Below are 22,306 nucleotides of genomic sequence, written 5' to 3' on the forward strand. Positions count from 1 at the left end.
AGCTGTAGTTGTTATGGCTACAGCTATTTTTTAGCTTTTAATTTGAAGATAAAGCAAGAGGAAACACAATGTCTAAGATCGTTAAAGTTCTAGCTCGTGAAATCATTGACTCACGTGGTAACCCAACAATTGAAGCTGAAGTTCACCTAGAAGGTGGTTTCGTAGGTATGGCTGCTGCGCCATCTGGTGCTTCAACTGGTTCTCGTGAAGCTCTAGAGCTTCGTGATGGTGATAAATCTCGTTTCCTAGGCAAAGGCGTTCTGAAAGCTGTTGCTGCTGCAAATGGTCCAATCGCTGAAGCTCTAATCGGCCAAGATGCAAAAGACCAAGCTGCAATCGACCAAGTAATGATCGACCTTGACGGTACTGAAAACAAATCAAACTTTGGCGCTAACGCAATCCTAGCTGTATCACTAGCTAACGCAAAAGCAGCTGCTGCATCTAAAGGCATGCCTTTATTCGAGCACATTGCAGAGCTAAACGGTACTGCAGGTCAGTTCTCTATGCCTCTACCTATGATGAACATCATCAACGGTGGTGAGCACGCAGATAACACTGTTGATATTCAAGAGTTCATGATTCAGCCTGTAGGTGCTAAGACACTTCGTGAAGCTGTACGTATGGGTTCTGAAGTATTCCACAGCCTAGCTAAAGTTCTTAAGTCTAAGGGCATGAGCACAGCTGTAGGTGACGAAGGTGGTTTCGCACCAAACCTAGAGTCAAACGAAGCTGCTCTTAAAGCAATTCAAGAAGCTGTTGAAGCTGCAGGTTACGAGCTAGGTACTGATATTACTCTAGCAATGGACTGTGCTGCATCTGAGTTCTACAACAAAGAGCAAGGCATCTACGATCTTAAAGGTGAAGGTAAGCAATTCACTTCAGAAGAGTTCAACTACTTCCTTAAAGATCTAACTGAGAAGTTCCCAGCTATCGTTTCTATCGAAGATGGTCTAGACGAATCAGATTGGGCTGGCTTCAAGCACCAAACTGAACTACTAGGTGACAAAATTCAACTAGTAGGTGACGATCTATTCGTTACAAACACTAAGATTTTCGCTGAAGGTATTGAGAAAGGTATCACTAACTCAATCCTAATCAAGCTTAACCAAATCGGTTCTCTAACTGAAACTCTAGCTGCTATTAAGATGGCTAAAGACGCTGGTTACACTGCTGTTATCTCTCACCGTTCAGGCGAGACAGAAGACGCAACTATCGCTGATCTAGCGGTAGGTACTGCTGCAGGTCAAATCAAAACTGGTTCTATGAGCCGTTCTGACCGTGTTGCTAAGTACAACCAACTTATCCGTATCGAAGAAGCACTAGGTGAGCGTGCTCCTTTCAACGGTCTTAAAGAAGTTAAAGGCCAAGCTTAATTTTTTATTAAGCGATGATTGAGTTTACTCAATTTGGTTAAATAAAACCGCCTTGCAAGAGGCGGTTTTTTTATCTCTAAAATAAAAAAACGTATCACTAAGCGACATCAATATTTATGTAGGAATAAATGCTTATGTTGTATTGTTGTCATGAACGCTGTTTTTATTTTCAACAAAAAGAAGGGCTAAGTAAGGGAGATGTAAAGTCTCATGGCATAATAGTAGTCACCATTGACTGATTATGGGATTATTGCTGACTCGCAAAATGTATTCCAATTATTTAGGTTTATTCAATAATCGGAATGCAGCTTGCTGTTTAAAATTATGTCGCAGGGAGAAGTATGCGCCTGTTTATTATTGTATTATTGGTTCTTATCGCTTGGCTACAATATGATTTCTGGTATGGCAAAAACGGTATGAACGAATTTACCGCTGTCACAGAGAGCGTAAGCTTACAACAAGCCGCTAATGCCGAATTACATCAGCGTAATCAGCAAATGTATGCGGAGATCAAAGATCTTCATGGCGGCAAAGAAGCTGTGGAAGAGCGTGCACGTACCGATCTTGGTTTGGTAAAACCAGGGGAAACATTTATTCGTGTTGTTGGTGATAGTAACTAATTACACATTTTTAGTTAAGTGATGAGATAACCTTTCATGATCGATAAATGTATTGCTATTGTACCTGCAGCAGGGATTGGTAGCCGAATGGCCGCTGATCGTCCTAAGCAATATTTAACGATTGCTGGTAAAACGATTCTAGAACATTCGGTTGAGCGGTTATTAAGCTTGCCTGAAGTCCAACATGTTGTGATTGCGGTAGGTAAGAATGATCCTTACTTTTCGACGTTACCATTAGCGAACGATCCTCGTATCACTGTGGTTGATGGCGGTAATGAGCGTGTTGATTCGGTATTTTCAGGCTTAGCAGCAATCAATGATGATAACGCTTGGGTGATGGTACATGATGCCGCTCGCCCTTGTGTAGGTATCGAAGATCTTCGTCAATTAATGGCTGCGGCTGAAACGTCTGAATATGGCGCAATCCTTGCCACGCCGGTACGCGATACCATGAAACGTAGCACTGTTAATTCAAATTCACTCGCAGTGATTGATCATACAGTTGACCGTGAGCAACTATGGCATGCATTAACACCTCAAATGTTTCGTGCCGGTCAACTACGTGATGCGTTAACGACCGCTTTAACAAAAGAGGCGGTGATCACTGATGAAGCGTCTGCGCTTGAATTTTGTGGTTTTTCTCCTGTGCTGGTGAAAGGGCGTGCGGATAACCTAAAAGTAACCCAACCAGAAGATTTAGCTTTAGCTGAGTTCTACCTACAACAATTATTAAAGGAATTACCATAATGCGAATTGGTCATGGTTTTGATGTTCATAAATTTGGTGGTGAAGGCCCGGTAATTATTGGTGGGGTAGCGATCCCTTATGAGCAAGGTCTGATCGCTCATTCTGATGGTGACGTTGCATTACACGCGGTATGTGATGCATTACTTGGCGCAATAGGCGCGGGGGATATTGGTCGTCATTTTCCCGATACAGATGCGGAATGGGCTGGTGCTGACAGCCGATTTTTATTACGTGATGTCTACAGTAAAGTTAAAGCACAAGGTTACAGTCTTGGTAATGTAGACGTTACCATTATTGCACAAGCGCCAAAAATGGCGCCGTATATCGATGCGATGTGCCAAGCGATTGCAGAAGATCTGGAAACAGATATCACCAATGTAAATGTTAAAGCAACGACCTCTGAGCGTTTAGGTTTTACTGGACGTAAAGAAGGCATTGCTTGTGAAGCGGTTGTTTTAATTAAAAAGGTATCTTGAGCTTATGTCTCACTCCAACACTGCAGAAAATATAATGGATTGTTTTAATTGGCTACATACAAAGCCAATCTGTCACGGACGTCTTAAAGCCAGCCCTCAGGACTTTATCGTTAATGAAGAACTTGGTTTTAAATTTAGCGGTACAGGCGAGCACCTGATGGTGAAAATTCGCAAAGTCGGTGAAAACACCAAATATGTAGTGAATGAGTTAGCTAAAGCATGTGGTGTTAAATCACGTGATGTTAGCTGGGCTGGGTTGAAAGATCGCCATGCAATCACTGAGCAATGGTTAAGTGTTCACTTACCAGGTAAAGCTGATCCTGATTTAAGCCAATTTGAAGCTGAACATCCAGGTGTCGAAATTCTTGAAGTGACACGCCATGATAAAAAATTACGCCCAGGTGATTTAGCTGGTAACTGGTTCCAATTACGCCTTACTGATCTAGATAACCTTGATGCATTAACTGAGCGTCTAGAAATGGTCAAAGCACAAGGTGTTGCAAACTATTTTGGTGAGCAGCGTTTTGGTCATGGTGGTAATAACGTGATTAAAGCACGCGCTTGGGGCAATGATGAATTCCGTGTGCGTGATAAGAGTAAGCGTAGTTTTTACTTATCAGCAGCACGTTCTTGGATGTTTAACCAAGTATTATCAAAGCGAATTGAGCAAGGGTTAACCTCAACCATTATGGCAGGCGATTGCTTACAAATGGCAGGCGATGAGCGCACGTTTGTTGCTGATGTGGTAACAGATGTACTTCAACAGCAAGTTAATTGTGGCGAGGTAGCTATTACAGGTCCGTTGCTTGGTGATAATGCCCTGCCTACTCAAGCTGAAGCACAAGCATTTGAGTTAACGATTGTTGAACAAGAACCTGCATTGGTTAAACTTGTTCGAGATAACCGAATGCGTCATGATCGTCGCGCATTATTATTAATGCCTAATAATATGCAATGGCATTTTGAAGACAAAGATTTGATTGTTTCATTTGCTCTGCCTGCTGGTAGTTTTGCCACCTCGGTAGTGCGTGAGTTAATCATGCCACTTAAATCTGAGGTTGTGAATGATGAGAATATTGATCAGCAATGATGATGGCATTTTTGCCGAAGGTATTAATACACTGGCAAAAGAATTAAGCCAACTGGCTGATGTAATCGTGGTTGCACCTGATCGAAATCGATCGGGTGCTTCAAATTCATTGACCTTAGATTATCCACTGCGTATTCGACAAGAAGCTGAAAACCGTATTTCAGTGCAAGGAACGCCCACTGATTGTGTGCATTTTGCACTGAATGAATGGTTAGATAAACGTCCTGATATTGTCGTTGCAGGGATCAATCATGGCGCTAATTTAGGTGATGACGTGCTGTATTCCGGTACTGTGGCTGCGGCAACAGAAGGGCACTTTCTCGGTGTTCCTGCTATTGCAGTATCACTTGTTGGTCATACACACTTTATAACGGCAGCAAAGGTTGTGAAACAAGTGATTCAACAACTATCTAAGCAGTCATTACCTAGCAACAATATATTGAATATTAATGTGCCTGATGTGCCTTTTGAGCAGCTCAAGCCTTGGCAAGTCACTCGTCTAGGCGCAAGACACCGTGCTGAAAATATGATCAAAGAGCATGACCCAAGAGGACAACTGCTATATTGGTTAGGCCCTCCAGGCCAGTGCCAAGATGCCGGTCTTGGTACTGACTTTTATGCGATAGAGCAAGGAGCGGTATCGATCACGCCGCTACAAGTCGATTTAACCGCGCATGATGCCATGGTTGGAATTGAGGGCTGGATGAAAAATGTGGAGATCCAGTAGTCATGCGGTATCAAAATCAAGTAGATAGCTTGATAACATTTTTAAACAATAAAGGGATCAGTAATCAACGCGTTCTCAATGCGATAGCAACAGTGCCTCGCGAACGCTTTATTGATGAAGCTTTTTCCTATCAGGCATACGAGAACAATGCGTTGCCTATAGGTAGCGGACAAACGATTTCTCAGCCTTATATTGTAGCAAGAATGACAGAGTTACTTGGGTTAACCTATCAATCGTCAGTATTAGAGGTTGGTACTGGCTCTGGATATCAAACCGCCGTATTAGCACAACTGGTTGAGCATGTTTATTCTGTCGAACGGATCAAAGCGTTACAGTGGCAGGCAAAACGACGCTTCAAGCAGTTAGAGTTACATAATATATCAACTAAACATGGCGATGGATGGCAAGGATGGGCAAGCAAAGGCCCTTTTGATGCTATTATCGTGACAGCTGCAGCAAGTGAGATCCCCCAGAGCTTACTTGCTCAACTTGTTGATGGTGGACGATTAATTTTACCTGTTGGTTGCCAACAGCAAGAATTGAAATTGATTGTTCGAAATGGCGAAGCATTTTGCGAAACCGTGATTGAACCCGTAAGATTTGTGCCTTTATTGGCTGGAGATTTGGCTTAAACCATGAATACAGAGTGTATGATGAAAAAAATAATTCAACCTTCCTTGTTAGCAGTGACGAGTATGATCCTGCTATCAGCTTGTAGTAGTCATACACCAGCACCGGTTGCCAATCTTAGCAAAGATTATTCACAATTAGAGCGTGGTAGTTTTAAAGGAAATTCATACACGGTAAAGAGAGGAGATACTTTATATTTTATATCCTATGTTACGGGGCAAAATGTAAAAGATATTGTTAAAATCAATAATTTATCAGAACCTTATATTATCTACCCAGGTCAACGTTTAGTCCTCTCGAATGGAAGTAATAGTTCATCATATAGCACTTCAACGCCTCCTATTGTGGTAAAACCTTCTGTTGTAAATATCACTCCAACAACACAGAAAAAGCCAGAAGTTAAACAACCAGAGCAAAAAACAACCAATAAAACGGTTGCACAGCCAAAACCAAAAGAGTACTCTGAAAACTCAAAAGTTAACAAACCTGTAACAACTAAGCCAATTATAAGCTCAGCAACATCTAAATGGGCTTGGCCTGTAAAAGGTAAAATTATTGCTGGTTTTTCTAATTCAGATAACGGCAATAGAGGTATTGATATTGCAGGTACGCGAGGAGAAGCCATTAAGGCGACTGCCGCAGGTCTTGTTGTATATGCTGGTGATGCGCTACCGGGTTACGGTAATTTGGTCATTATTAAGCATGGTGAAGACTACTTAAGTGCTTATGCACACAACGATAAGATTTTAGTAAAAGAACAACAACAAGTAAAAGCTGGGCAAAAGATAGCTTCCATGGGAAGCACTGGGGCTAGCAGTGTAAGGCTACACTTTGAAATTCGCTATAAAGGTAAATCCGTTGATCCGATGCGCTATTTACCGAAATAAAAGTGAAAGATCAATGATGCAGCAATAAGAGATGACATGATGAAGTTGTAATGTCTTGCTAACTCGCCATCTGGGAGGCGCTATGAGTAGAAGCAGCACAGCCACAAACCTTGATTCATTCACTTTAGACGAAGAACTGGACATTGATGTACCAGCAACGACGTCTGCTGGTGATAGTTCTGAAACTACCGCAGCATCACCTGTAACTGATGATACAGATGATGCTGAACTTGCCAAATATGAGGCCACTCAAAAAGCACTGGATGCTACTCAACTCTATCTCGGTGAAATTGGTTATTCGCCATTACTTACCGCAGAAGAAGAAGTATTATATGCACGTCGTGCATTAAGAGGTGATGAAGTCGCCCGTAAACGTATGATTGAAAGTAATCTTCGTTTAGTGGTTAAAATATCACGCCGTTATAGTAACCGAGGACTCGCGTTACTCGATTTAGTCGAAGAAGGAAATTTAGGCTTGATTCGTGCGGTTGAGAAATTTGATCCTGAGCGTGGATTTCGTTTTTCTACCTATGCCACATGGTGGATCCGTCAAACGATTGAACGGGCTATCATGAATCAAACCCGAACTATCCGGTTGCCAATCCATGTCGTTAAAGAGCTCAATGTCTATTTACGTACAGCACGTGAATTAGCACAAAAGCTGGATCATGAGCCAACAGCAGAAGATATCGCTCAACAACTGGAAAAACCAGTAGATGATGTGAACCGTATGCTGCGCTTAAATGAGCGTGTGAGTTCGGTAGATAATCCGATCGGTGGGGACTCTGAAAAAGCACTGCTTGACATCATTCCAGATGAGAAAGGTGGGAGCCCTGAGTCATCAACTCAAGACGATGATATTAAAAACTCGATTGTTCACTGGTTACAAGAACTCAACCCTAAACAACGAGAAGTGTTAGCGCGTCGATTTGGCCTATTAGGTTATGAAGCCTCAACATTAGAAGATGTGGGACGAGAAATTGGTTTAACCCGTGAACGAGTACGTCAGATTCAAGTTGAAGGTCTACGACGTTTACGAGATATGTTGACTCATCAAGGATTAAATATCGAATCATTGTTTAATCAAGAAGTTTAGATTGATATGGCTTTAACAATTTTTGTAAATCACTTTTGACGTGACAATAATGAATTTAAAGTAATAAAAAAGGACGCTTCAGCGTCCTTTTTTATATCTGATTTTAATGATTTTTAATTAAAGCAGCGCTTTTAAACGATAGAGTTCATCAAGTGCTTGGCGTGGTGTTAACTCATCAGGATTCACGTTTGCTAAAGCTTCTTCTACTTCACTCGGTTCTGGGATCAAACTTAATTGATGCTCTTCTTTAGGGGCGCCAATTGTGATCTCGTTAGGTTGCAGAGCTTGTTGGTGACCTGATGCCTCTAATTGCTGTAGTTTGATCTTAGCGCGTTTAATTACCGTCTTAGGTACACCAGCTAAACTCGCTACAGCTAAACCATAAGACTTGCTTGCGGCACCTTCTTGTACAGCATGCATAAAGGCTATTTCATCACCATGTTCAACGGCATCAAGGTGAACATTAGCTAGCCCTGTTAACAGTGATGGCAGCTCAGTCAATTCAAAGTAATGAGTCGCAAATAGTGTCATCGCTGAGATTTTATCAGCGAGCCATTCCGCACTTGCCCATGCAAGCGATAAGCCGTCATAAGTGCTGGTACCACGACCGATTTCATCCATTAAGACTAAACTTTGCTTGGTAGCATTGTGAAGAATATTCGCAGTCTCTGTCATTTCAACCATGAAGGTTGAGCGACCAGATGCTAAGTCATCAGAGGCGCCAATACGGGTAAATATGCGGTCTAATGGGCCAATCTTTACCGCTTCTGCTGGGACAAAAGAGCCAACATGCGCCATTAACGCAATCAATGCGGTTTGGCGCATGTAGGTTGATTTACCACCCATGTTTGGACCTGTAATTATTAACATACGGCGGCTTTGATGTAGCGAAATAGGGTTGGCTATGAACGGTTCACTTAGCACATGCTCAACAACTGGGTGACGCCCCGCAGTGATCTCGATGCCTGTTTCTGTCATTAACTCAGGGCGACAGTAATTAAGGCTATCAGCACGTTCAGCAAGGTTGGTTAGTACATCAAGTTCTGATAATGCACTTGCTGTATTTTGCAGTTGTTCAAGGTGAGGCAATAGCTTATCAAACAGCTCTTCCCATAATTTTTTCTCAAGAGCGAGTGCTTTTGATTTAGAGTTTAAGACTTTATCTTCATGCTCTTTAAGCTCTGGGATGATATAACGCTCGGCGTTTTTCAGTGTTTGTCGTCGAACATAATGGCTTGGTACTAAGTGGCTTTGACCACGGCTCACTTGAATAAAGAAACCGTGCACTTGGTTGAAGCCAACTTTTAGGCTGTCGATGTCGTGATGTTCGCGTTCACTGGCTTCTAATTCTTCTAAGAATTTAGTTGCGCCATCGGCTAAATCACGCCACTCATCAAGCTCTGCGTTATATCCCGGTGCTAAAACGCCACCATCACGAATGATAACCGGTGGGTTTTCAATAATGGCATGTTCAAGTAACTCACATAGGTCGTCCATTGGTGCTGCGTGAGTGGCTAAGTCGTTAATGCGTACTTGTGGTATTTCCACTAATAATTCAGCAAGTTCGGGTAGATATTGCATTGCCGTTCGCATGCGGGCTAAATCGCGAGGACGTGCTGAACGTAGTGCAAGACGTGCAAGAATACGCTCTAAATCACCCATGTGACGCAAGACGCCCGATACATCGACAAACATGCCGCTATTTTTAAATGCTTCTATGGCATCAAGGCGACCATTCAATTGTTTTTGATCGCGAATAGGCTGATGAAGCCAGCGCTTTAATAAACGACTCCCCATAGGTGTTGCGGTTTGATCGAGGACGGATGCTAGCGTGTTATCGTAGCCACCGGCAAGATTTTGCGTTAACTCTAAATTGCGACGTGTCGCAGCATCTAAGATAACCGCATGATCTTTAGTATCTAAAGTGATCGCACGAATATGTGGTAATGCCGTACGTTGGGTATCTTTGACATATTGCATTAAACAGCCAGCAGCACATAGCCCTAACTCCGCATTCTCGACCCCAAAGCCGATCAAATCACGGGTACCAAATTGCAGAGTTAGTTGTTGACGCGCGGTATCTAATTCAAATTCCCAAATAGGACGACGGCGTTTGCCTTTAAACGGTTCCAGTAAATGCAGGTAGGTAAAATCTTCAGGATAAAGGAGTTCAGCAGGGCTAGTGCGTTGGAGCTCAGCCTGCATTTCTTCTTCACTATTTGGCTCTGTGAGCATGAAGCGACCAGAGGTGATATCTAATGTTGCGTAGCCAAATTTATCATTTTCAGTATAAATAGCGGCAATTAAGTTATCACGTCGCTCATTGAGTAATGCTTCATCACTGACTGTGCCTGGAGTGACGATACGCACCACTTTACGTTCTACAGGGCCTTTACTGGTAGCGGGATCACCAATTTGCTCACAAATCGCTACAGATACGCCTTGCTGTACCAATTTAGCTAAATAACCTTCAACTGCATGGTAAGGCACACCAGCCATTGGAATCGGCTCGCCATTGGTTGAGCCACGCTTTGTTAGTGAAATATCAAGCAGTTGAGAGGCACGCTTCGCATCATCAAAAAACATTTCATAGAAATCACCCATGCGATAGAACAATAATATATCAGGATTCTCAGCTTTTATTCTTAAGAACTGCTGCATCATAGGTGTATGTTTTTCTAAGCCTTTTATCGTCACGATATTGCCTACTCTTGCTTGAACGTGGTCATGCTTACATATCAGCATGACCAATGAATATTGATCGCTAAGGATACGTGAATCTGACTATAGGGCAAAGTAGCGAAATACGTTTTTTTAGATATTTGCAACAGCCTTAGATAGGCGTAAAGTCGAGATAAGAATATTTAATTCGCATTACGAAACGAGATATTGAGAGCATTTCACGTTGATAGTGTTAGCAAGGAGCAAATAAAAATGAATATAGAACAGCTTGCGACAGACTTAGGCCAGGCATTAAAAAATAAAAATTGGATTGTAACGACTGCGGAATCTTGTACTGGAGGTGGTGTAGCTTATGCGATCACTGAAATTGCAGGTAGTTCTGCTTGGTTTAATCGTTCATTTGTTACCTATAGCAACGAAGCAAAGCAAGAAATGTTAAGTGTTTCTAGCGCGACATTAGCAGAATTTGGTGCGGTAAGTGAAGCTGTTGTATTTGAAATGGCGTGTGGTGCTTTAGCTGCTTCACGGGCAGATATTAGTGTAGCTATCAGTGGTATTGCAGGCCCTGATGGTGGTAGTGAAGAAAAACCTGTGGGTACAGTTTGGTTCTGTTGGGCTGAAGCAACGGGTTGGCGACAAACAACGTGCTGCCATTTTGAAGGCGATCGAAAAAATATACGATTACAAGCGATTGCTAAAGCATTGTCTGTCATGCTTGAACGAGCAACAAGTGTGGCGGAGTAGCACAAGGCTAACGCACATTTAACAAAAAAATTATGATGACCTATAGACACTGTATGAATAGACAGTATACTAGGCGACATAGAAACACTTCACTCATTTCATTTTAGCATCCGTTGGAGAGTCGAATGGACGACAACAAACAAAAGGCTCTTGCCGCAGCGTTAGGCCAGATTGAGAAGCAGTTCGGTAAAGGTTCAATCATGAAGTTGGGCGATAACCGTACGATGGATATCGAAACCATTTCAACCGGTTCATTATCGCTAGATATTGCACTGGGAGCTGGTGGTCTACCAATGGGGCGTATTGTTGAAATTTACGGTCCAGAATCATCAGGTAAAACAACCTTAACCCTTGAAACGATTGCAGCAGCTCAGCGTAAAGGAAAAACCTGTGCTTTCATCGATGCTGAACACGCACTTGATCCTATTTATGCACAGAAACTAGGTGTTGATATCGATCAGCTATTAGTTTCTCAGCCAGATACAGGTGAGCAAGCGCTTGAAATTTGTGATGCATTAGCACGCTCTGGTGCTGTTGATTTAATCGTTGTTGACTCAGTAGCAGCTCTAACACCTAAAGCTGAAATCGAAGGTGAAATGGGCGACTCACACATGGGTCTGCAAGCACGTATGCTTTCACAAGCGATGCGTAAGTTAACGGGTAACCTTAAGCAGTCAAACTGTATGTGTATCTTCATCAACCAGATCCGTATGAAGATCGGTGTGATGTTTGGTAACCCAGAAACTACGACAGGTGGTAATGCACTGAAGTTCTACGCTTCTGTTCGTCTTGATATCCGCCGTACTGGCGCAATCAAAGAAGGTGACGAAGTTGTTGGTAACGAAACTCGTATTAAAGTAGTTAAAAATAAAATTGCAGCACCGTTTAAGCAAGCTGAAACTCAAATTCTTTATGGTCAAGGTTTCAACCGTAATGGTGAGCTAATTGATTTAGGCGTTAAGCATAAGCTAGTAGAAAAAGCGGGTGCTTGGTATAGTTACCAAGGTAATAAAATTGGTCAAGGTAAGGCAAACTCTTGTAAGTACCTTGTAGAAAATCCTGCGATTGCCGCTGAAATTGAGAAAAAATTACGTGACTTGCTGCTAACACCTGTAACTGAGGGGGATCAAGTTGACGAGAATAAGGCTGATATTAAAGAAGACGAAGCATTCTAAATTACGTTAATTTAGTATCAAGAAACCCAATCTTAGGATTGGGTTTTTTTATATCTGGTGTATTTTATTAATAGAATTAAAATTAGATCCTTCTTAACACCATGTTTTGTTTTAATATAGAGGAACGTTATTTTTTTGACTAAACTATAACGATAAATCATTGATATCGCTTATTAATAGGTATATACGAAGTGAAAGACGGTTTTTCGTTATTGCGTTGGATAGGACGCATTTTTCAGCGTTTCGCGTTATGGATATATAGTATTAGGCATATTTTTGTCGCATTATTTATATTGGTTAATAGTGGCTTAATTTTCCATACTATTTATGGTTTACCGATTGATCTGATCACGATCTTTAATGTGAAAGATTATGAGCAAATTAACCATAGTTTCTTAACTAATGCGCCTTATTTCATGTTAGGCGTGTTTATTGCCTTAAGTTCTATTGGACTCTTTTTTCGAGCTCGAATCTCGTGGATGATCAGTTTTACTTTAATGATCATCGATACGCTTTATACCGCGCATATCCACCCAGATCAGACGCATAATATTTACTATGCCTTAATTTCTTTATTAATTTTGTTTTTAGTACGTCGCCATTTTTCCAAAAGCAGTATTGCTGCGGGTAGTATTTTTGCGTTGATCAGCGTGATCACTTTAATGCTAACATCAACCTATGGTGCGCTGTATTTTGGTAATGGTTTTGACCCTAAAATTACCTCATTATTGACCGCGTTTTACTACGCGATAGAAACCATGTCGACTGTGGGGTATGGTGATATCGTTCCCGTTTCGGAGCCTGCGCGATTATTTACTATCTCTGTCATTGTTTCTGGTATCACGGTCTTTGCCACATCGGCGACATCAGTATTAGGTCCTGTTGTTCATAGTGGTTTTGAGCGACTAGTTAAAGGTAATACTAAAAAAATGAATAGAGCCAATCATTTTATTATTTGTGGCTTATCTAGCCTTGCAATAAATACAATAAAACAACTGTCTTCTCGTAAACAACCTATCACCGTGATTGTATCCTCTCGAACTCAACAAGTAGCGAAAGATTTACTTGAAGGTTTAGATGTCGTGGTAGGGGATTACAGCGACGGTGAGATCTTAACTCAAGCCGGTGTCATGAATGCAAAAGCAGTGCTCGCATTAAGTGATGACGATGCTGATAATGCTTTTATTGTGCTGTCTGCGATTGAATTAGAAAGCAGTGCACGTACGGTTGCACTGGTAAATGACAGTAAAAATATTAATAAAGTGAAAAGTGTGAATCCTGATATTGTGATTTCACCGCAGCAATTTGCCAGTGATATTTTAGCGCGAGTGTTAAATGGTGAAAGTATTGATAGCGATTCTATCGTGTCTTCACTTCTTAACTCTGTTCAAGGCTTATCAGCAAAAGAGATCTCGAAGTAGGTAGCCAAAGAACGTTTATTTAATAAATTATGAGAACGTCTTATTCAATCTTGAGCTATTACCTATCAAATGCATTAAATAATCAGATTATTTAGTGCATTTTCCCACATAACATTTTCAGTTATTGCTGCCGTTGTTTTACAATAGCCCCCAAAAAATTTATCTTAGTTCGATTACTCAGCTCGACCTTTTTACTAAAGTATGTTTTTCATACCCCAAAGGGCGAGAAGGAAGATCACATAAGTATGATTTTCTGTCTTTCAATAAAGCATTAATTCAGGATTTGCCAATGTACATGAGCACTGATGAGATCCGCCGTGCGTATCTTGCGTTTTTCGAGAGCAAAGGCCACCAAATAGTGGAAAGCTCTTCTCTTGTACCTGCGAATGACCCAACGTTGTTATTCACTAACGCAGGTATGAACCAATTTAAAGATACATTTCTAGGTCTTGAAAAGCGTAGCTATACCCGAGCAACAACGGCTCAGCGCTGTGTACGCGCAGGTGGTAAGCATAACGACCTTGAAAATGTAGGTTTTACTGCTCGTCACCATACTTTCTTTGAAATGTTAGGTAACTTCAGCTTTGGCGATTACTTCAAGCATGATGCTATTGGATACGCTTGGGAGTTCTTAACCTCAGTTCTTAAACTGCCAGCAGATCGTTTAGTTGTGACTGTTTATGAAACTGATGATGAAGCATTTGATATCTGGAACAAAGAAATAGGTATTCCTGCGGATCGTATCGTTCGTATCGGTGATAAGAAAGGTGGTAAGCCTTTTGAGTCAGATAACTTCTGGCAAATGGGTGACACCGGCCCTTGTGGTCCATGTACAGAAATTTTCTACGATCACGGTGATCACATCTGGGGTGGTCGACCTGGTACACCTGAAGAAGATGGCGATCGATTCATCGAGATCTGGAACAACGTATTTATGCAGTTTAACCGTCAAGTTGACGGTACAATGGAACCGCTACCTAAGCCTTCTGTTGATACAGGCATGGGTATTGAGCGTATTGCTGCAATCATGCAAGGCGTACACTCAAACTATGAAATCGACATTTTCCAAACGCTAATTAAAGAAGCGGCGAAAGTGATCGGCTTTGAAGATCTTTCTAACCAATCACTACGCGTTGTGGCTGACCACATCCGTTCATGTGCTTACTTGATCTCTGATGGTGTAATGCCGTCAAACGAAGGTCGTGGTTATGTACTTCGTCGTATTATCCGTCGTGCAGTACGTCACGGTAATAAGTTAGGTGCAGAAGGCGCGTTCTTCTACAAGCTTGTAGGCCCTCTTGCTGAAATCATGGGTACCGCAGGCGAAGAGCTGAAAGCACAACAAGAATTAGTAGAAAAAGTACTTAAGATTGAAGAAGACAACTTTGGTCGTACTCTTGACCGAGGTTTGACAATTCTTAACGAAGCACTCGATAAGTTAGACGGTAAGGTGCTTGATGGTGAAACAGTATTTAAACTATACGATACGTACGGTTTCCCTGCTGATTTAACCAATGATGTTGCTCGTGAGCGTGGCTTTACTATTGATGAAGACGGCTTTGAAGCGGCAATGGAAGAACAGCGTCAACGTGCTCGTGATGCGGGTAACTTTGGTGTTGATTATAACAATGCAATTAAAGTTGATGCTGAAACAGTATTCTGTGGTTACAGCGCTACGGATGGCGAAAGCGAAATTGTTGCCCTATACCGTGATGGTGTTGCTGTTGATAGTGTAAATGCAGGTGAAGAAGCGCTAGTAGTACTAACGAATACGCCATTCTACGCAGAATCAGGTGGTCAGTGTGGTGATAGCGGTATCCTTACTGCTGAAGCTGTACTGTTCAACGTTGATGATACACAAAAATTCGGTGCAGCTATTGGCCATAAAGGTCAAGTTGCTGAAGGTTCTCTAACTGTTGGTCAAAAACTAACAGCGTCTGTTGATTCAGCACGCCGAGCAGCAATCAGCCTTAACCACTCAGCAACTCACCTAATGCATGCTGCATTGCGTACTATCTTAGGTGAACACGTTTCTCAGAAAGGTTCATTAGTAAAAGCTGATGGTCTACGTTTTGACTTCTCTAACTTAGAAGCGGTGAAACCAGAGCAACTACGCGCTGTAGAAACCATGGTTAACGACCAAATCCGTGCTAATCATGTGATTGAAACGAATATCATGGATATCGAAGCGGCGAAAGCGAAAGGTGCAATGGCACTGTTTGGTGAGAAGTACGATGATGAAGTACGTGTACTAAGCATGGGTGAGTTTTCAACTGAGCTTTGTGGTGGTATTCACGCAACACGCACAGGTGACATTGGTCTATTTAAGATCCTATCTGAGAGCGGTATCGCTGCAGGTATTCGTCGTATTGAAGCGGTAACAGGCGCTGCGTCAATTGAAGAGATGCATAACGAAGATGTAATGCTTGCTAAGACTGCTCGTCTCGTGAAATCTGATTCAGCATCTGTTGTTAGCAAAGTGGAAGCGTTAGTTTCGCACAGCAAGCAACTAGAAAAAGAAATTCAACAATTAAAAGATAAGTTAGCGGCTCAAGAAGGCGCAAATCTTATCAACCAAGCGCAAGAGATCAACGGCGTTAAAGTTTTAATCGCAAAACTTAACGGTGCTGATAACAAAGCCCTACGTGGCATGGTTGATGAATTAAAGAATCAGCTAGGCAGTGGTGTAGTTCTACTCGGTAATGTAAGTGACGATAAAGTTGGCTTAATTGCGGGTGTAACAAAAGATCTTGTTGGCAAAGTTAAGGCGGGTGAACTAGTTAACCTAGTCGCTCAACAAGTTGGCGGCAAGGGCGGTGGTCGTCCTGATATGGCGCAAGCGGGCGGTACAGATGCAGCAGCATTACCTGCAGCACTAGAAACCGTTGCACCATGGCTAGCTGATAAACTGTAATTACTGGAGAGGTGATGTGGCACTATTAGTGCAGAAATTTGGTGGGACATCGGTTGGCTCAATAGAGCGAATTGAAGCGGTGGCTGAGCGTGTGATAAAAGCGCGCCAGTCTGGCCATCAGGTTGTCGTTGTTCTTTCTGCGATGGCAGGAGAGACCAATCGTTTATTAGGTTTAGCTAAGCAAATAGACGAAATACCAACACCGCGTGAGCTAGATGTATTGCTTGCAGCGGGAGAGCAGGTGTCAATTGCCTTGTTAGCCATGGCATTGAATAAACGTGGCTACAGTGCGGTATCGTTGATCGCTGATCAAGTTGTTATTCGAACAGATAATGCATTTAATAATGCCACTATTCGTGAAGTTGAAACGCAGCGAATAACCGCATTACTTGGCGACGATAACATTGTTATTGTCGCTGGCTTTCAAGGTCGTGATATTGATGGCAATATTACGACATTGGGGCGCGGTGGTTCTGATACTACCGCAGTAGCGATTGCAAGTGCGTTAGATGCAGACGAATGTCAGATCTTTACTGATGTTGATGGCGTTTATTCTACCGATCCAAGAATTGTTCCTTCAGCAATACGACTTGATGTCATTCATTTTGACTACATGACGTCAATGGCTCGTTTAGGTGCGAAAGTACTACAGCTACAATCTGTTGAATATGCTTGCCAGCATCGCGTTCCACTTCGTGTACTTTCTTCTTTTGATGACAGTGAAGGGACGCTAGTAAATTTTGATAGTATGGTTTCATCAACTATCATTGGTATCGCGTTACAAAATCAACATGTGTTGCTTGAAATAGCGCTTCCAGAAACTGAGATCAGCAAACATTTAGCATTATTTGGTGGAACTGCATGGATTATTGATCATGCAAGAGATGAGAATAAATCACAAATAGTTGTTGTAAATGATGATATTGCACGCTTGAAACTAGTTTTTGATAGTAAAATGCGCCATATTGGTATGGTCTCTATTCTTTCCTTGGTAGGAGAGAATACGGAACACTATTTGGATTCTGTTCAAAAGGTGTTAAAGGAGGCTAACATTAAAGTGCATATTTATCAGAGCGACAAAAAATGCTTATCTTTGTTAATTAATCATGATGATCATGTTGCTGCTGTAGATTTAATCCATAAAAGGTTTGTGGTTGACGGTCAAAGTCTGGATAATCAATCATATCTCGCTGTTTCTTGAGCAGTGGCTATTTACGAAATAGTAAATAATATTGGATAATAAACGTTAAATTCTTATAAGTTTGAGATGACTCAAGGAGCACATAAATGTTAATTTTGACACGTCGCGTAGGTGAAACCCTAATGATCGGTGATGAAGTAACCGTAACTGTTTTAGGTGTTAAAGGTAACCAAGTACGTATTGGTGTTAATGCACCTAAAGAAGTATCTGTTCACCGCGAAGAAATTTACATGCGAATTCAAGCAGAAAAAGAAACAGACTCTCAGGGTTCTGGTAACTATTAATTTGAAGAAGGTCTGGTATAAAAACTAGGCCTTTTTTGTATCTGTAATAAATGAATACGTTTAAATATTTATTTAATCGTCAGTAATTACAGGACCAATTAAGTTAAAATTAAGTGAATATTTCAACGCTTACGTTGTATAAATTACCTCATTGACTATTAAGTACGCATGCGGTTCGTGATTGTCATTTTTTATCAATAAAGTGATTGACTTATTTTTGGCTGACAGTAATATGAGCCCCCGAAAGACGGTGAGGTGGCCGAGAGGCTGAAGGCGCTCCCCTGCTAAGGGAGTATACGGTTTATCCCGTATCGAGGGTTCGAATCCCTCCTTCACCGCCATCTTTCAACTTGTTTTATTTTGATAAGATAAGTTAGCCGATAAGGCATTTAGTGCGCGCGTAGCTCAGCTGGATAGAGTACCTGGCTACGAACCAGGCGGTCGGAGGTTCGAATCCTCCCGCGCGCACCATTATTTAGAGTGATGAGTGGTAAACTTGTTATTCACACCGATTTGTGTGGTGAGGTGGCCGAGAGGCTGAAGGCGCTCCCCTGCTAAGGGAGTATACGGTTTATCCCGTATCGAGGGTTCGAATCCCTCCTTCACCGCCATTCTTTATTGATGACAACCTTGTTGATATCAATATGGTGATTTCTTTAGCGAGAAACACCCAGTGCGCGCGTAGCTCAGCTGGATAGAGTACCTGGCTACGAACCAGGCGGTCGGAGGTTCGAATCCTCCCGCGCGCACCATTATTTAGAGTGATGAGTGGTAAACTTGTTATTCACACCGATTTGTGTGGTGAGGTGGCCGAGAGGCTGAAGGCGCTCCCCTGCTAAGGGAGTATACGGTTTATCCCGTATCGAGGGTTCGAATCCCTCCTTCACCGCCATTTATTTTGCTTTCGTCAACGATTATCGCAAGGTAAGGTTTGTCGAATGCATTATATCCTTTTATAGCTAAAAGCAATATCTTTCCTAAAAGAAAGAACAGTGCGCGCGTAGCTCAGCTGGATAGAGTACCTGGCTACGAACCAGGCGGTCGGAGGTTCGAATCCTCCCGCGCGCACCATTATTAAAAGTGATGAGCCTTAATGCTTGTTACTGTTACACCGATTTAGTGCGCGCGTAGCTCAGCTGGATAGAGTACCTGGCTACGAACCAGGCGGTCGGAGGTTCGAATCCTCCCGCGCGCACCATTATTAAAAGTGATGAGCCTTAATGCTTGTTACTGTTACACCGATTTAGTGCGCGCGTAGCTCAGCTGGATAGAGTACCTGGCTACGAACCAGGCGGTCGGAGGTTCGAATCCTCCCGCGCGCACCATTATTAAAAGTGATAAGCCTTAATGCTTGTTACTGTTACACCGATTTAGTGCGCGCGTAGCTCAGCTGGATAGAGTACCTGGCTACGAACCAGGCGGTCGGAGGTTCGAATCCTCCCGCGCGCACCATTATTAAAAGTTATGAGCCTTAATGCTTGTTACTGTTACACCGATTTAGTGCGCGCGTAGCTCAGCTGGATAGAGTACCTGGCTACGAACCAGGCGGTCGGAGGTTCGAATCCTCCCGCGCGCACCATTATTAAAAGTGATGAGCCTTAATGTTTGTTACTGTTACACCGATTTAGTGCGCGCGTAGCTCAGCTGGATAGAGTACCTGGCTACGAACCAGGCGGTCGGAGGTTCGAATCCTCCCGCGCGCACCATCATTTAGAGCCCAGCTTTTGCTGGGCTTTTTTGTATCTTTTTTTGATTTCTAAGCATCGCTAAGTTTTTATATCATTATTGTGAATAAGTTATAATGGTTTTATTTATTTAGTGTCAAGAAGGGTACCTAAGAGCTTATTTGATACGATAAATCCTCTTTTTTAGAAAAATATTATCCCCTCAAGATATATATTAAATCTTTTTTTTTACTATATTTCAGTGTCTTGCTTCTCTATATTAGATTTTTGTGTATTTGAATTTATATTGTGGCTACATGTGATGAAATATTGCAATTAAGGCTGATAAATATGCTTTATTTGAGTGAAAATTGGATAGATGTTGCAAAAACAACCAATTTTTGTAAATCAGTTTGACTTGTTTTTAATTGTCGTGATAATCGTTAACACTACGGTTACAACTAGAAGGAACTTATGATGACTGATTTGGGAGATACGCTGTGGCAAGCAGCGGTAATTATGGCAACAGGAATGGTTGTTGTATTTGTCTTTCTATCAATCCTTATTTTTTTGGTGAAATTGTTGGCAAAACTTGCGCCAGCAGAGCCAATTGAAGCCCCTCAAACTGCTAAACCGGCAGTGACCCCAAATCAAAACGGTATTAAACCCGATGTGATTGCAGCGATCTCAGTCGCTGTGCATCAGTATCGCCAAGCGAAGAGCTCGAGCTGATATTTCCAACTAATAAATAGTTTTGATTTTAGGACACTTATTCTTACAAGGAGTTTTGAACATGTCCAAGCCTCTAGCTATCACTGATGTGGTATTGCGTGATGCACACCAATCTTTATTTGCTACCCGTCTTCGCCTTGAAGATATGTTGCCAATTGCGGCTCAACTTGATGATGTGGGTTATTGGTCGTTAGAAACATGGGGCGGCGCTACTTTTGATTCATGCATTCGTTATCTTGGTGAAGATCCTTGGGAGCGTCTACGTGCATTAAAGCAAGTGATGCCAAAAACACCGATGCAGATGTTACTTCGTGGACAGAATTTACTAGGCTATCGTCATTATGGTGATGATGTTGTTGAGAAATTTGTTGAACGTGCACATGCAAATGGTATGGATGTTTTCCGTATTTTTGATGCAATGAATGATGTGCGTAATTTTGAAAAAGCCGTAAAGTCGACGATTGATGTAGGTGCCCATGCACAAGGTACTATTTCTTACACAACAAGTCCGGTTCATACCTTAGATACATGGACCGATCTTGCTAAGCGTTTAGAAGATCTTGGCTGTCACTCTATTTGTATTAAGGATATGGCGGGGTTACTGAAACCTTATGAAGCCGAAGAGCTGATCAAACGTATTAAAGCATCATGTGATATTCCATTGGCCTTGCACTGCCATGCAACAACGGGCCTTTCAACAGCAACCGCTGTGAAGGCAGTAGAAGCTGGACTCGATATTCTAGATACGTCTATTTCTTCAATGAGCCAAACTTACGGCCACACACCAACAGAAACCGTAGTCGCAATGCTCCAAGGTACAGGTCGTGATACGAACTTAGATCTTGAAAAGTTCGCGCCTATTGCTAGCTATTTCCGAGATGTTCGTAAGAAATACGCGAAATTTGAAGGCAGCTTAAAAGGTGTTGATGCACGTATTCTATTAGCGCAAGTGCCTGGTGGCATGCTGACCAACATGGAAAGTCAGTTAAAAGAGCAAGGAGCAGCCGATCGTTTTGATGAAGTATTAGAAGAAATTCCACGTGTACGTGAAGATCTTGGTTTTATTCCATTAGTTACGCCAACATCACAAATTGTAGGTACTCAGGCTGTATTAAACGTACTTACGTGTGAGCGTTATAAGAGTATCAGTAAAGAAACGGCGGGTATTCTAAAAGGTGAATATGGCGCAGCGCCAGCGGCTGTAAATAGTGATCTTCAAGCGAAAGTACTTGAGGGTGCTGAGCCTATTACTTGTCGTCCAGCTGATTTAATTGATGATGAGTTAGCTATCTTAACTGATGATCTCGTCGCAAAAGCAAAAGCTGAGGGTATTACGTTAGCTGATCAACAAGTTGATGATGTATTAACTTACGCATTATTCCCACAAGTTGGGCTTAACTTCCTTAAAAACCGTAACAACTCAGATGCTTTTGAGCCAACACCTACGGGGGAAGAGCTTGTTGTAGCAGCACCTGCTGCTAAATCGGCAGCTGAGGTTGAAAGCTATAGCGTACGTGTAAACGGTCAGGTTTATAACGTTGAAGTAGCAGAGGGTGGTGAACTTTCTTCTGTGGAAGTGGTACAACAGACAGCATCAGCGCCTGTTGCTGCGTCTACGGCAAGTGCTGCTGCAGAGGCGGTAGGAGCACCGCTAGCGGGTAACATCTTTAAGATCAACGTTCAGCCGGGTCACCAAGTAACAGAAGGTGATGTTCTTGTGATCTTAGAAGCGATGAAGATGGAAACAGAGGTACGTGCAGCACGTAGTGGTGTCGTTGACCAACTACATGTTAAAGAAGGTGACTCTGTGACTGTTGGATCGCCAATCGTTAGCCTGGCATAA

18 protein-coding genes and 11 tRNA genes are annotated in these 22,306 nt (G+C 42.2%); 28 read left to right on the top strand and 1 reads right to left on the bottom strand.

Annotation, left to right across the window (positions count from 1 at the left end; all coding sequences use genetic code 11):
- Nucleotides 1-68: 68 nt before the first annotated feature.
- From eno to rpoS, 9 genes are all read left to right on the top strand, one after another.
- Complete coding sequence (gene eno / locus SKA34_RS19420; RefSeq protein ID WP_006647210.1) at nt 69-1,373, top strand: phosphopyruvate hydratase; 1,305 nt, start codon at nt 69-71, stop codon at nt 1,371-1,373.
- 341 nt (nt 1,374-1,714) lie between these two features.
- The gene (gene ftsB, locus SKA34_RS19425; RefSeq protein ID WP_006647211.1) at nt 1,715-1,993 is read left to right on the top strand and encodes a cell division protein FtsB; all 279 of its coding nucleotides are present in this window, start codon (nt 1,715-1,717) and stop codon (nt 1,991-1,993) included.
- 36 nt (nt 1,994-2,029) lie between these two features.
- Nucleotides 2,030-2,740 (top strand): 2-C-methyl-D-erythritol 4-phosphate cytidylyltransferase, encoded by a 711-nt coding sequence (gene ispD / locus SKA34_RS19430; protein ID WP_006647212.1) that lies wholly within the window; start codon nt 2,030-2,032, stop codon nt 2,738-2,740.
- The gene (gene ispF / locus SKA34_RS19435) at nt 2,740-3,216 is read left to right on the top strand and encodes a 2-C-methyl-D-erythritol 2,4-cyclodiphosphate synthase (RefSeq protein WP_006647213.1); all 477 of its coding nucleotides are present in this window, start codon (nt 2,740-2,742) and stop codon (nt 3,214-3,216) included. The genes ispD and ispF overlap by 1 nt, the downstream gene beginning before the upstream one ends.
- A 34-nt stretch (nt 3,217-3,250) precedes the next feature.
- Entirely contained in the window at nt 3,251-4,306 is a 1,056-nt protein-coding gene (gene truD, locus SKA34_RS19440) for a tRNA pseudouridine(13) synthase TruD (protein WP_006647214.1), read from the top strand.
- Nucleotides 4,284-5,033, top strand: a complete 750-nt coding sequence (gene surE, locus SKA34_RS19445; RefSeq protein WP_006647215.1) for a 5'/3'-nucleotidase SurE — start codon at nt 4,284-4,286, stop codon at nt 5,031-5,033. Before truD ends, surE begins: the two co-directional genes overlap by 23 nt.
- Nucleotides 5,034-5,035: 2 nt before the next feature.
- A complete protein-coding gene (locus SKA34_RS19450; protein WP_006647216.1) occupies nt 5,036-5,665 on the top strand; it encodes a protein-L-isoaspartate(D-aspartate) O-methyltransferase in 630 nt (209 codons plus the stop codon).
- Nucleotides 5,666-5,686: 21 nt separating this feature from the next.
- Nucleotides 5,687-6,550 (top strand): peptidoglycan DD-metalloendopeptidase family protein, encoded by an 864-nt coding sequence (locus SKA34_RS19455; RefSeq protein WP_039861017.1) that lies wholly within the window; start codon nt 5,687-5,689, stop codon nt 6,548-6,550.
- An 82-nt stretch (nt 6,551-6,632) separates the two neighbouring features.
- Nucleotides 6,633-7,646: an RNA polymerase sigma factor RpoS gene (gene rpoS / locus SKA34_RS19460; RefSeq protein ID WP_006647218.1), complete on the top strand. Its 1,014-nt coding sequence runs from the start codon at nt 6,633-6,635 to the stop codon at nt 7,644-7,646.
- 117 nt (nt 7,647-7,763) lie between these two features.
- Here the strand turns inward: rpoS and mutS are convergent, their stop codons facing one another.
- Nucleotides 7,764-10,343, bottom strand: coding sequence for a DNA mismatch repair protein MutS (gene mutS, locus SKA34_RS19465; protein ID WP_006647219.1), 2,580 nt, complete (start codon nt 10,341-10,343; stop codon nt 7,764-7,766).
- A 237-nt stretch (nt 10,344-10,580) separates the two neighbouring features.
- On the opposite strand from mutS, the gene pncC reads away from it, so the two are divergent.
- From pncC to oadA, 19 genes are all read left to right on the top strand, one after another.
- Nucleotides 10,581-11,072, top strand: a complete 492-nt coding sequence (gene pncC / locus SKA34_RS19470; RefSeq protein WP_006647220.1) for a nicotinamide-nucleotide amidase — start codon at nt 10,581-10,583, stop codon at nt 11,070-11,072.
- 125 nt (nt 11,073-11,197) lie between these two features.
- A complete protein-coding gene (gene recA / locus SKA34_RS19475) occupies nt 11,198-12,247 on the top strand; it encodes a recombinase RecA (RefSeq protein WP_006647221.1) in 1,050 nt (349 codons plus the stop codon).
- Between the two features lie 191 nt (nt 12,248-12,438).
- Nucleotides 12,439-13,668, top strand: a complete 1,230-nt coding sequence (gene kch, locus SKA34_RS19480; RefSeq protein ID WP_006647222.1) for a voltage-gated potassium channel protein — start codon at nt 12,439-12,441, stop codon at nt 13,666-13,668.
- Between the two features lie 289 nt (nt 13,669-13,957).
- A complete protein-coding gene (gene alaS, locus SKA34_RS19485) occupies nt 13,958-16,582 on the top strand; it encodes an alanine--tRNA ligase (RefSeq protein ID WP_006647223.1) in 2,625 nt (874 codons plus the stop codon).
- A gap of 16 nt (nt 16,583-16,598) precedes the next feature.
- Entirely contained in the window at nt 16,599-17,783 is a 1,185-nt protein-coding gene (locus tag SKA34_RS19490; protein ID WP_006647224.1) for an aspartate kinase, read from the top strand.
- A gap of 86 nt (nt 17,784-17,869) precedes the next feature.
- A complete protein-coding gene (gene csrA, locus SKA34_RS19495; RefSeq protein WP_005371488.1) occupies nt 17,870-18,067 on the top strand; it encodes a carbon storage regulator CsrA in 198 nt (65 codons plus the stop codon).
- A gap of 249 nt (nt 18,068-18,316) precedes the next feature.
- Nucleotides 18,317-18,408, top strand: a tRNA-Ser gene (locus SKA34_RS19500).
- A 53-nt stretch (nt 18,409-18,461) separates the two neighbouring features.
- Nucleotides 18,462-18,538, top strand: a tRNA-Arg gene (locus SKA34_RS19505).
- A gap of 48 nt (nt 18,539-18,586) precedes the next feature.
- Nucleotides 18,587-18,678 (top strand) — tRNA-Ser (locus tag SKA34_RS19510).
- Between the two features lie 64 nt (nt 18,679-18,742).
- Nucleotides 18,743-18,819: transfer RNA gene (locus SKA34_RS19515), tRNA-Arg, on the top strand.
- A gap of 48 nt (nt 18,820-18,867) precedes the next feature.
- A tRNA-Ser gene (locus SKA34_RS19520) sits at nt 18,868-18,959 on the top strand.
- A 102-nt stretch (nt 18,960-19,061) separates the two neighbouring features.
- A tRNA-Arg gene (locus SKA34_RS19525) sits at nt 19,062-19,138 on the top strand.
- Nucleotides 19,139-19,188: 50 nt separating this feature from the next.
- A tRNA-Arg gene (locus tag SKA34_RS19530) sits at nt 19,189-19,265 on the top strand.
- A gap of 50 nt (nt 19,266-19,315) precedes the next feature.
- Nucleotides 19,316-19,392: transfer RNA gene (locus SKA34_RS19535), tRNA-Arg, on the top strand.
- A gap of 50 nt (nt 19,393-19,442) precedes the next feature.
- A tRNA-Arg gene (locus SKA34_RS19540) sits at nt 19,443-19,519 on the top strand.
- A gap of 50 nt (nt 19,520-19,569) precedes the next feature.
- A tRNA-Arg gene (locus tag SKA34_RS19545) sits at nt 19,570-19,646 on the top strand.
- Between the two features lie 50 nt (nt 19,647-19,696).
- Nucleotides 19,697-19,773 (top strand) — tRNA-Arg (locus SKA34_RS19550).
- 435 nt (nt 19,774-20,208) lie between these two features.
- Nucleotides 20,209-20,463: an oxaloacetate decarboxylase subunit gamma gene (locus tag SKA34_RS19555; RefSeq protein ID WP_006647225.1), complete on the top strand. Its 255-nt coding sequence runs from the start codon at nt 20,209-20,211 to the stop codon at nt 20,461-20,463.
- 61 nt (nt 20,464-20,524) lie between these two features.
- Entirely contained in the window at nt 20,525-22,306 is a 1,782-nt protein-coding gene (gene oadA, locus SKA34_RS19560; protein WP_006647226.1) for a sodium-extruding oxaloacetate decarboxylase subunit alpha, read from the top strand.

It is taken from the genome of Photobacterium sp. SKA34 (genome assembly GCF_000153325.1).
In the GTDB taxonomy this organism is placed as follows: domain Bacteria; phylum Pseudomonadota; class Gammaproteobacteria; order Enterobacterales; family Vibrionaceae; genus Photobacterium.

What these genes read in the sequence shown, in the direction of transcription:
- csrA (WP_005371488.1), top strand. Translation starts at nt 17,870, where the DNA reads ATGTTAATTTTGACACGTCGCGTAGGTGAAACCCTAATGATCGGTGAT.
- SKA34_RS19555 (WP_006647225.1), top strand. Translation starts at nt 20,209, where the DNA reads ATGACTGATTTGGGAGATACGCTGTGGCAAGCAGCGGTAATTATGGCA.
- eno (WP_006647210.1), top strand. Translation starts at nt 69, where the DNA reads ATGTCTAAGATCGTTAAAGTTCTAGCTCGTGAAATCATTGACTCACGT.
- ftsB (WP_006647211.1), top strand. Translation starts at nt 1,715, where the DNA reads ATGCGCCTGTTTATTATTGTATTATTGGTTCTTATCGCTTGGCTACAA.
- truD (WP_006647214.1), top strand. Translation starts at nt 3,251, where the DNA reads ATGGATTGTTTTAATTGGCTACATACAAAGCCAATCTGTCACGGACGT.
- surE (WP_006647215.1), top strand. Translation starts at nt 4,284, where the DNA reads ATGAGAATATTGATCAGCAATGATGATGGCATTTTTGCCGAAGGTATT.
- oadA (WP_006647226.1), top strand. Translation starts at nt 20,525, where the DNA reads ATGTCCAAGCCTCTAGCTATCACTGATGTGGTATTGCGTGATGCACAC.
- SKA34_RS19450 (WP_006647216.1), top strand. Translation starts at nt 5,036, where the DNA reads ATGCGGTATCAAAATCAAGTAGATAGCTTGATAACATTTTTAAACAAT.
- SKA34_RS19455 (WP_039861017.1), top strand. Translation starts at nt 5,687, where the DNA reads ATGAAAAAAATAATTCAACCTTCCTTGTTAGCAGTGACGAGTATGATC.
- recA (WP_006647221.1), top strand. Translation starts at nt 11,198, where the DNA reads ATGGACGACAACAAACAAAAGGCTCTTGCCGCAGCGTTAGGCCAGATT.
- ispF (WP_006647213.1), top strand. Translation starts at nt 2,740, where the DNA reads ATGCGAATTGGTCATGGTTTTGATGTTCATAAATTTGGTGGTGAAGGC.
- rpoS (WP_006647218.1), top strand. Translation starts at nt 6,633, where the DNA reads ATGAGTAGAAGCAGCACAGCCACAAACCTTGATTCATTCACTTTAGAC.
- pncC (WP_006647220.1), top strand. Translation starts at nt 10,581, where the DNA reads ATGAATATAGAACAGCTTGCGACAGACTTAGGCCAGGCATTAAAAAAT.
- alaS (WP_006647223.1), top strand. Translation starts at nt 13,958, where the DNA reads ATGTACATGAGCACTGATGAGATCCGCCGTGCGTATCTTGCGTTTTTC.
- ispD (WP_006647212.1), top strand. Translation starts at nt 2,030, where the DNA reads ATGATCGATAAATGTATTGCTATTGTACCTGCAGCAGGGATTGGTAGC.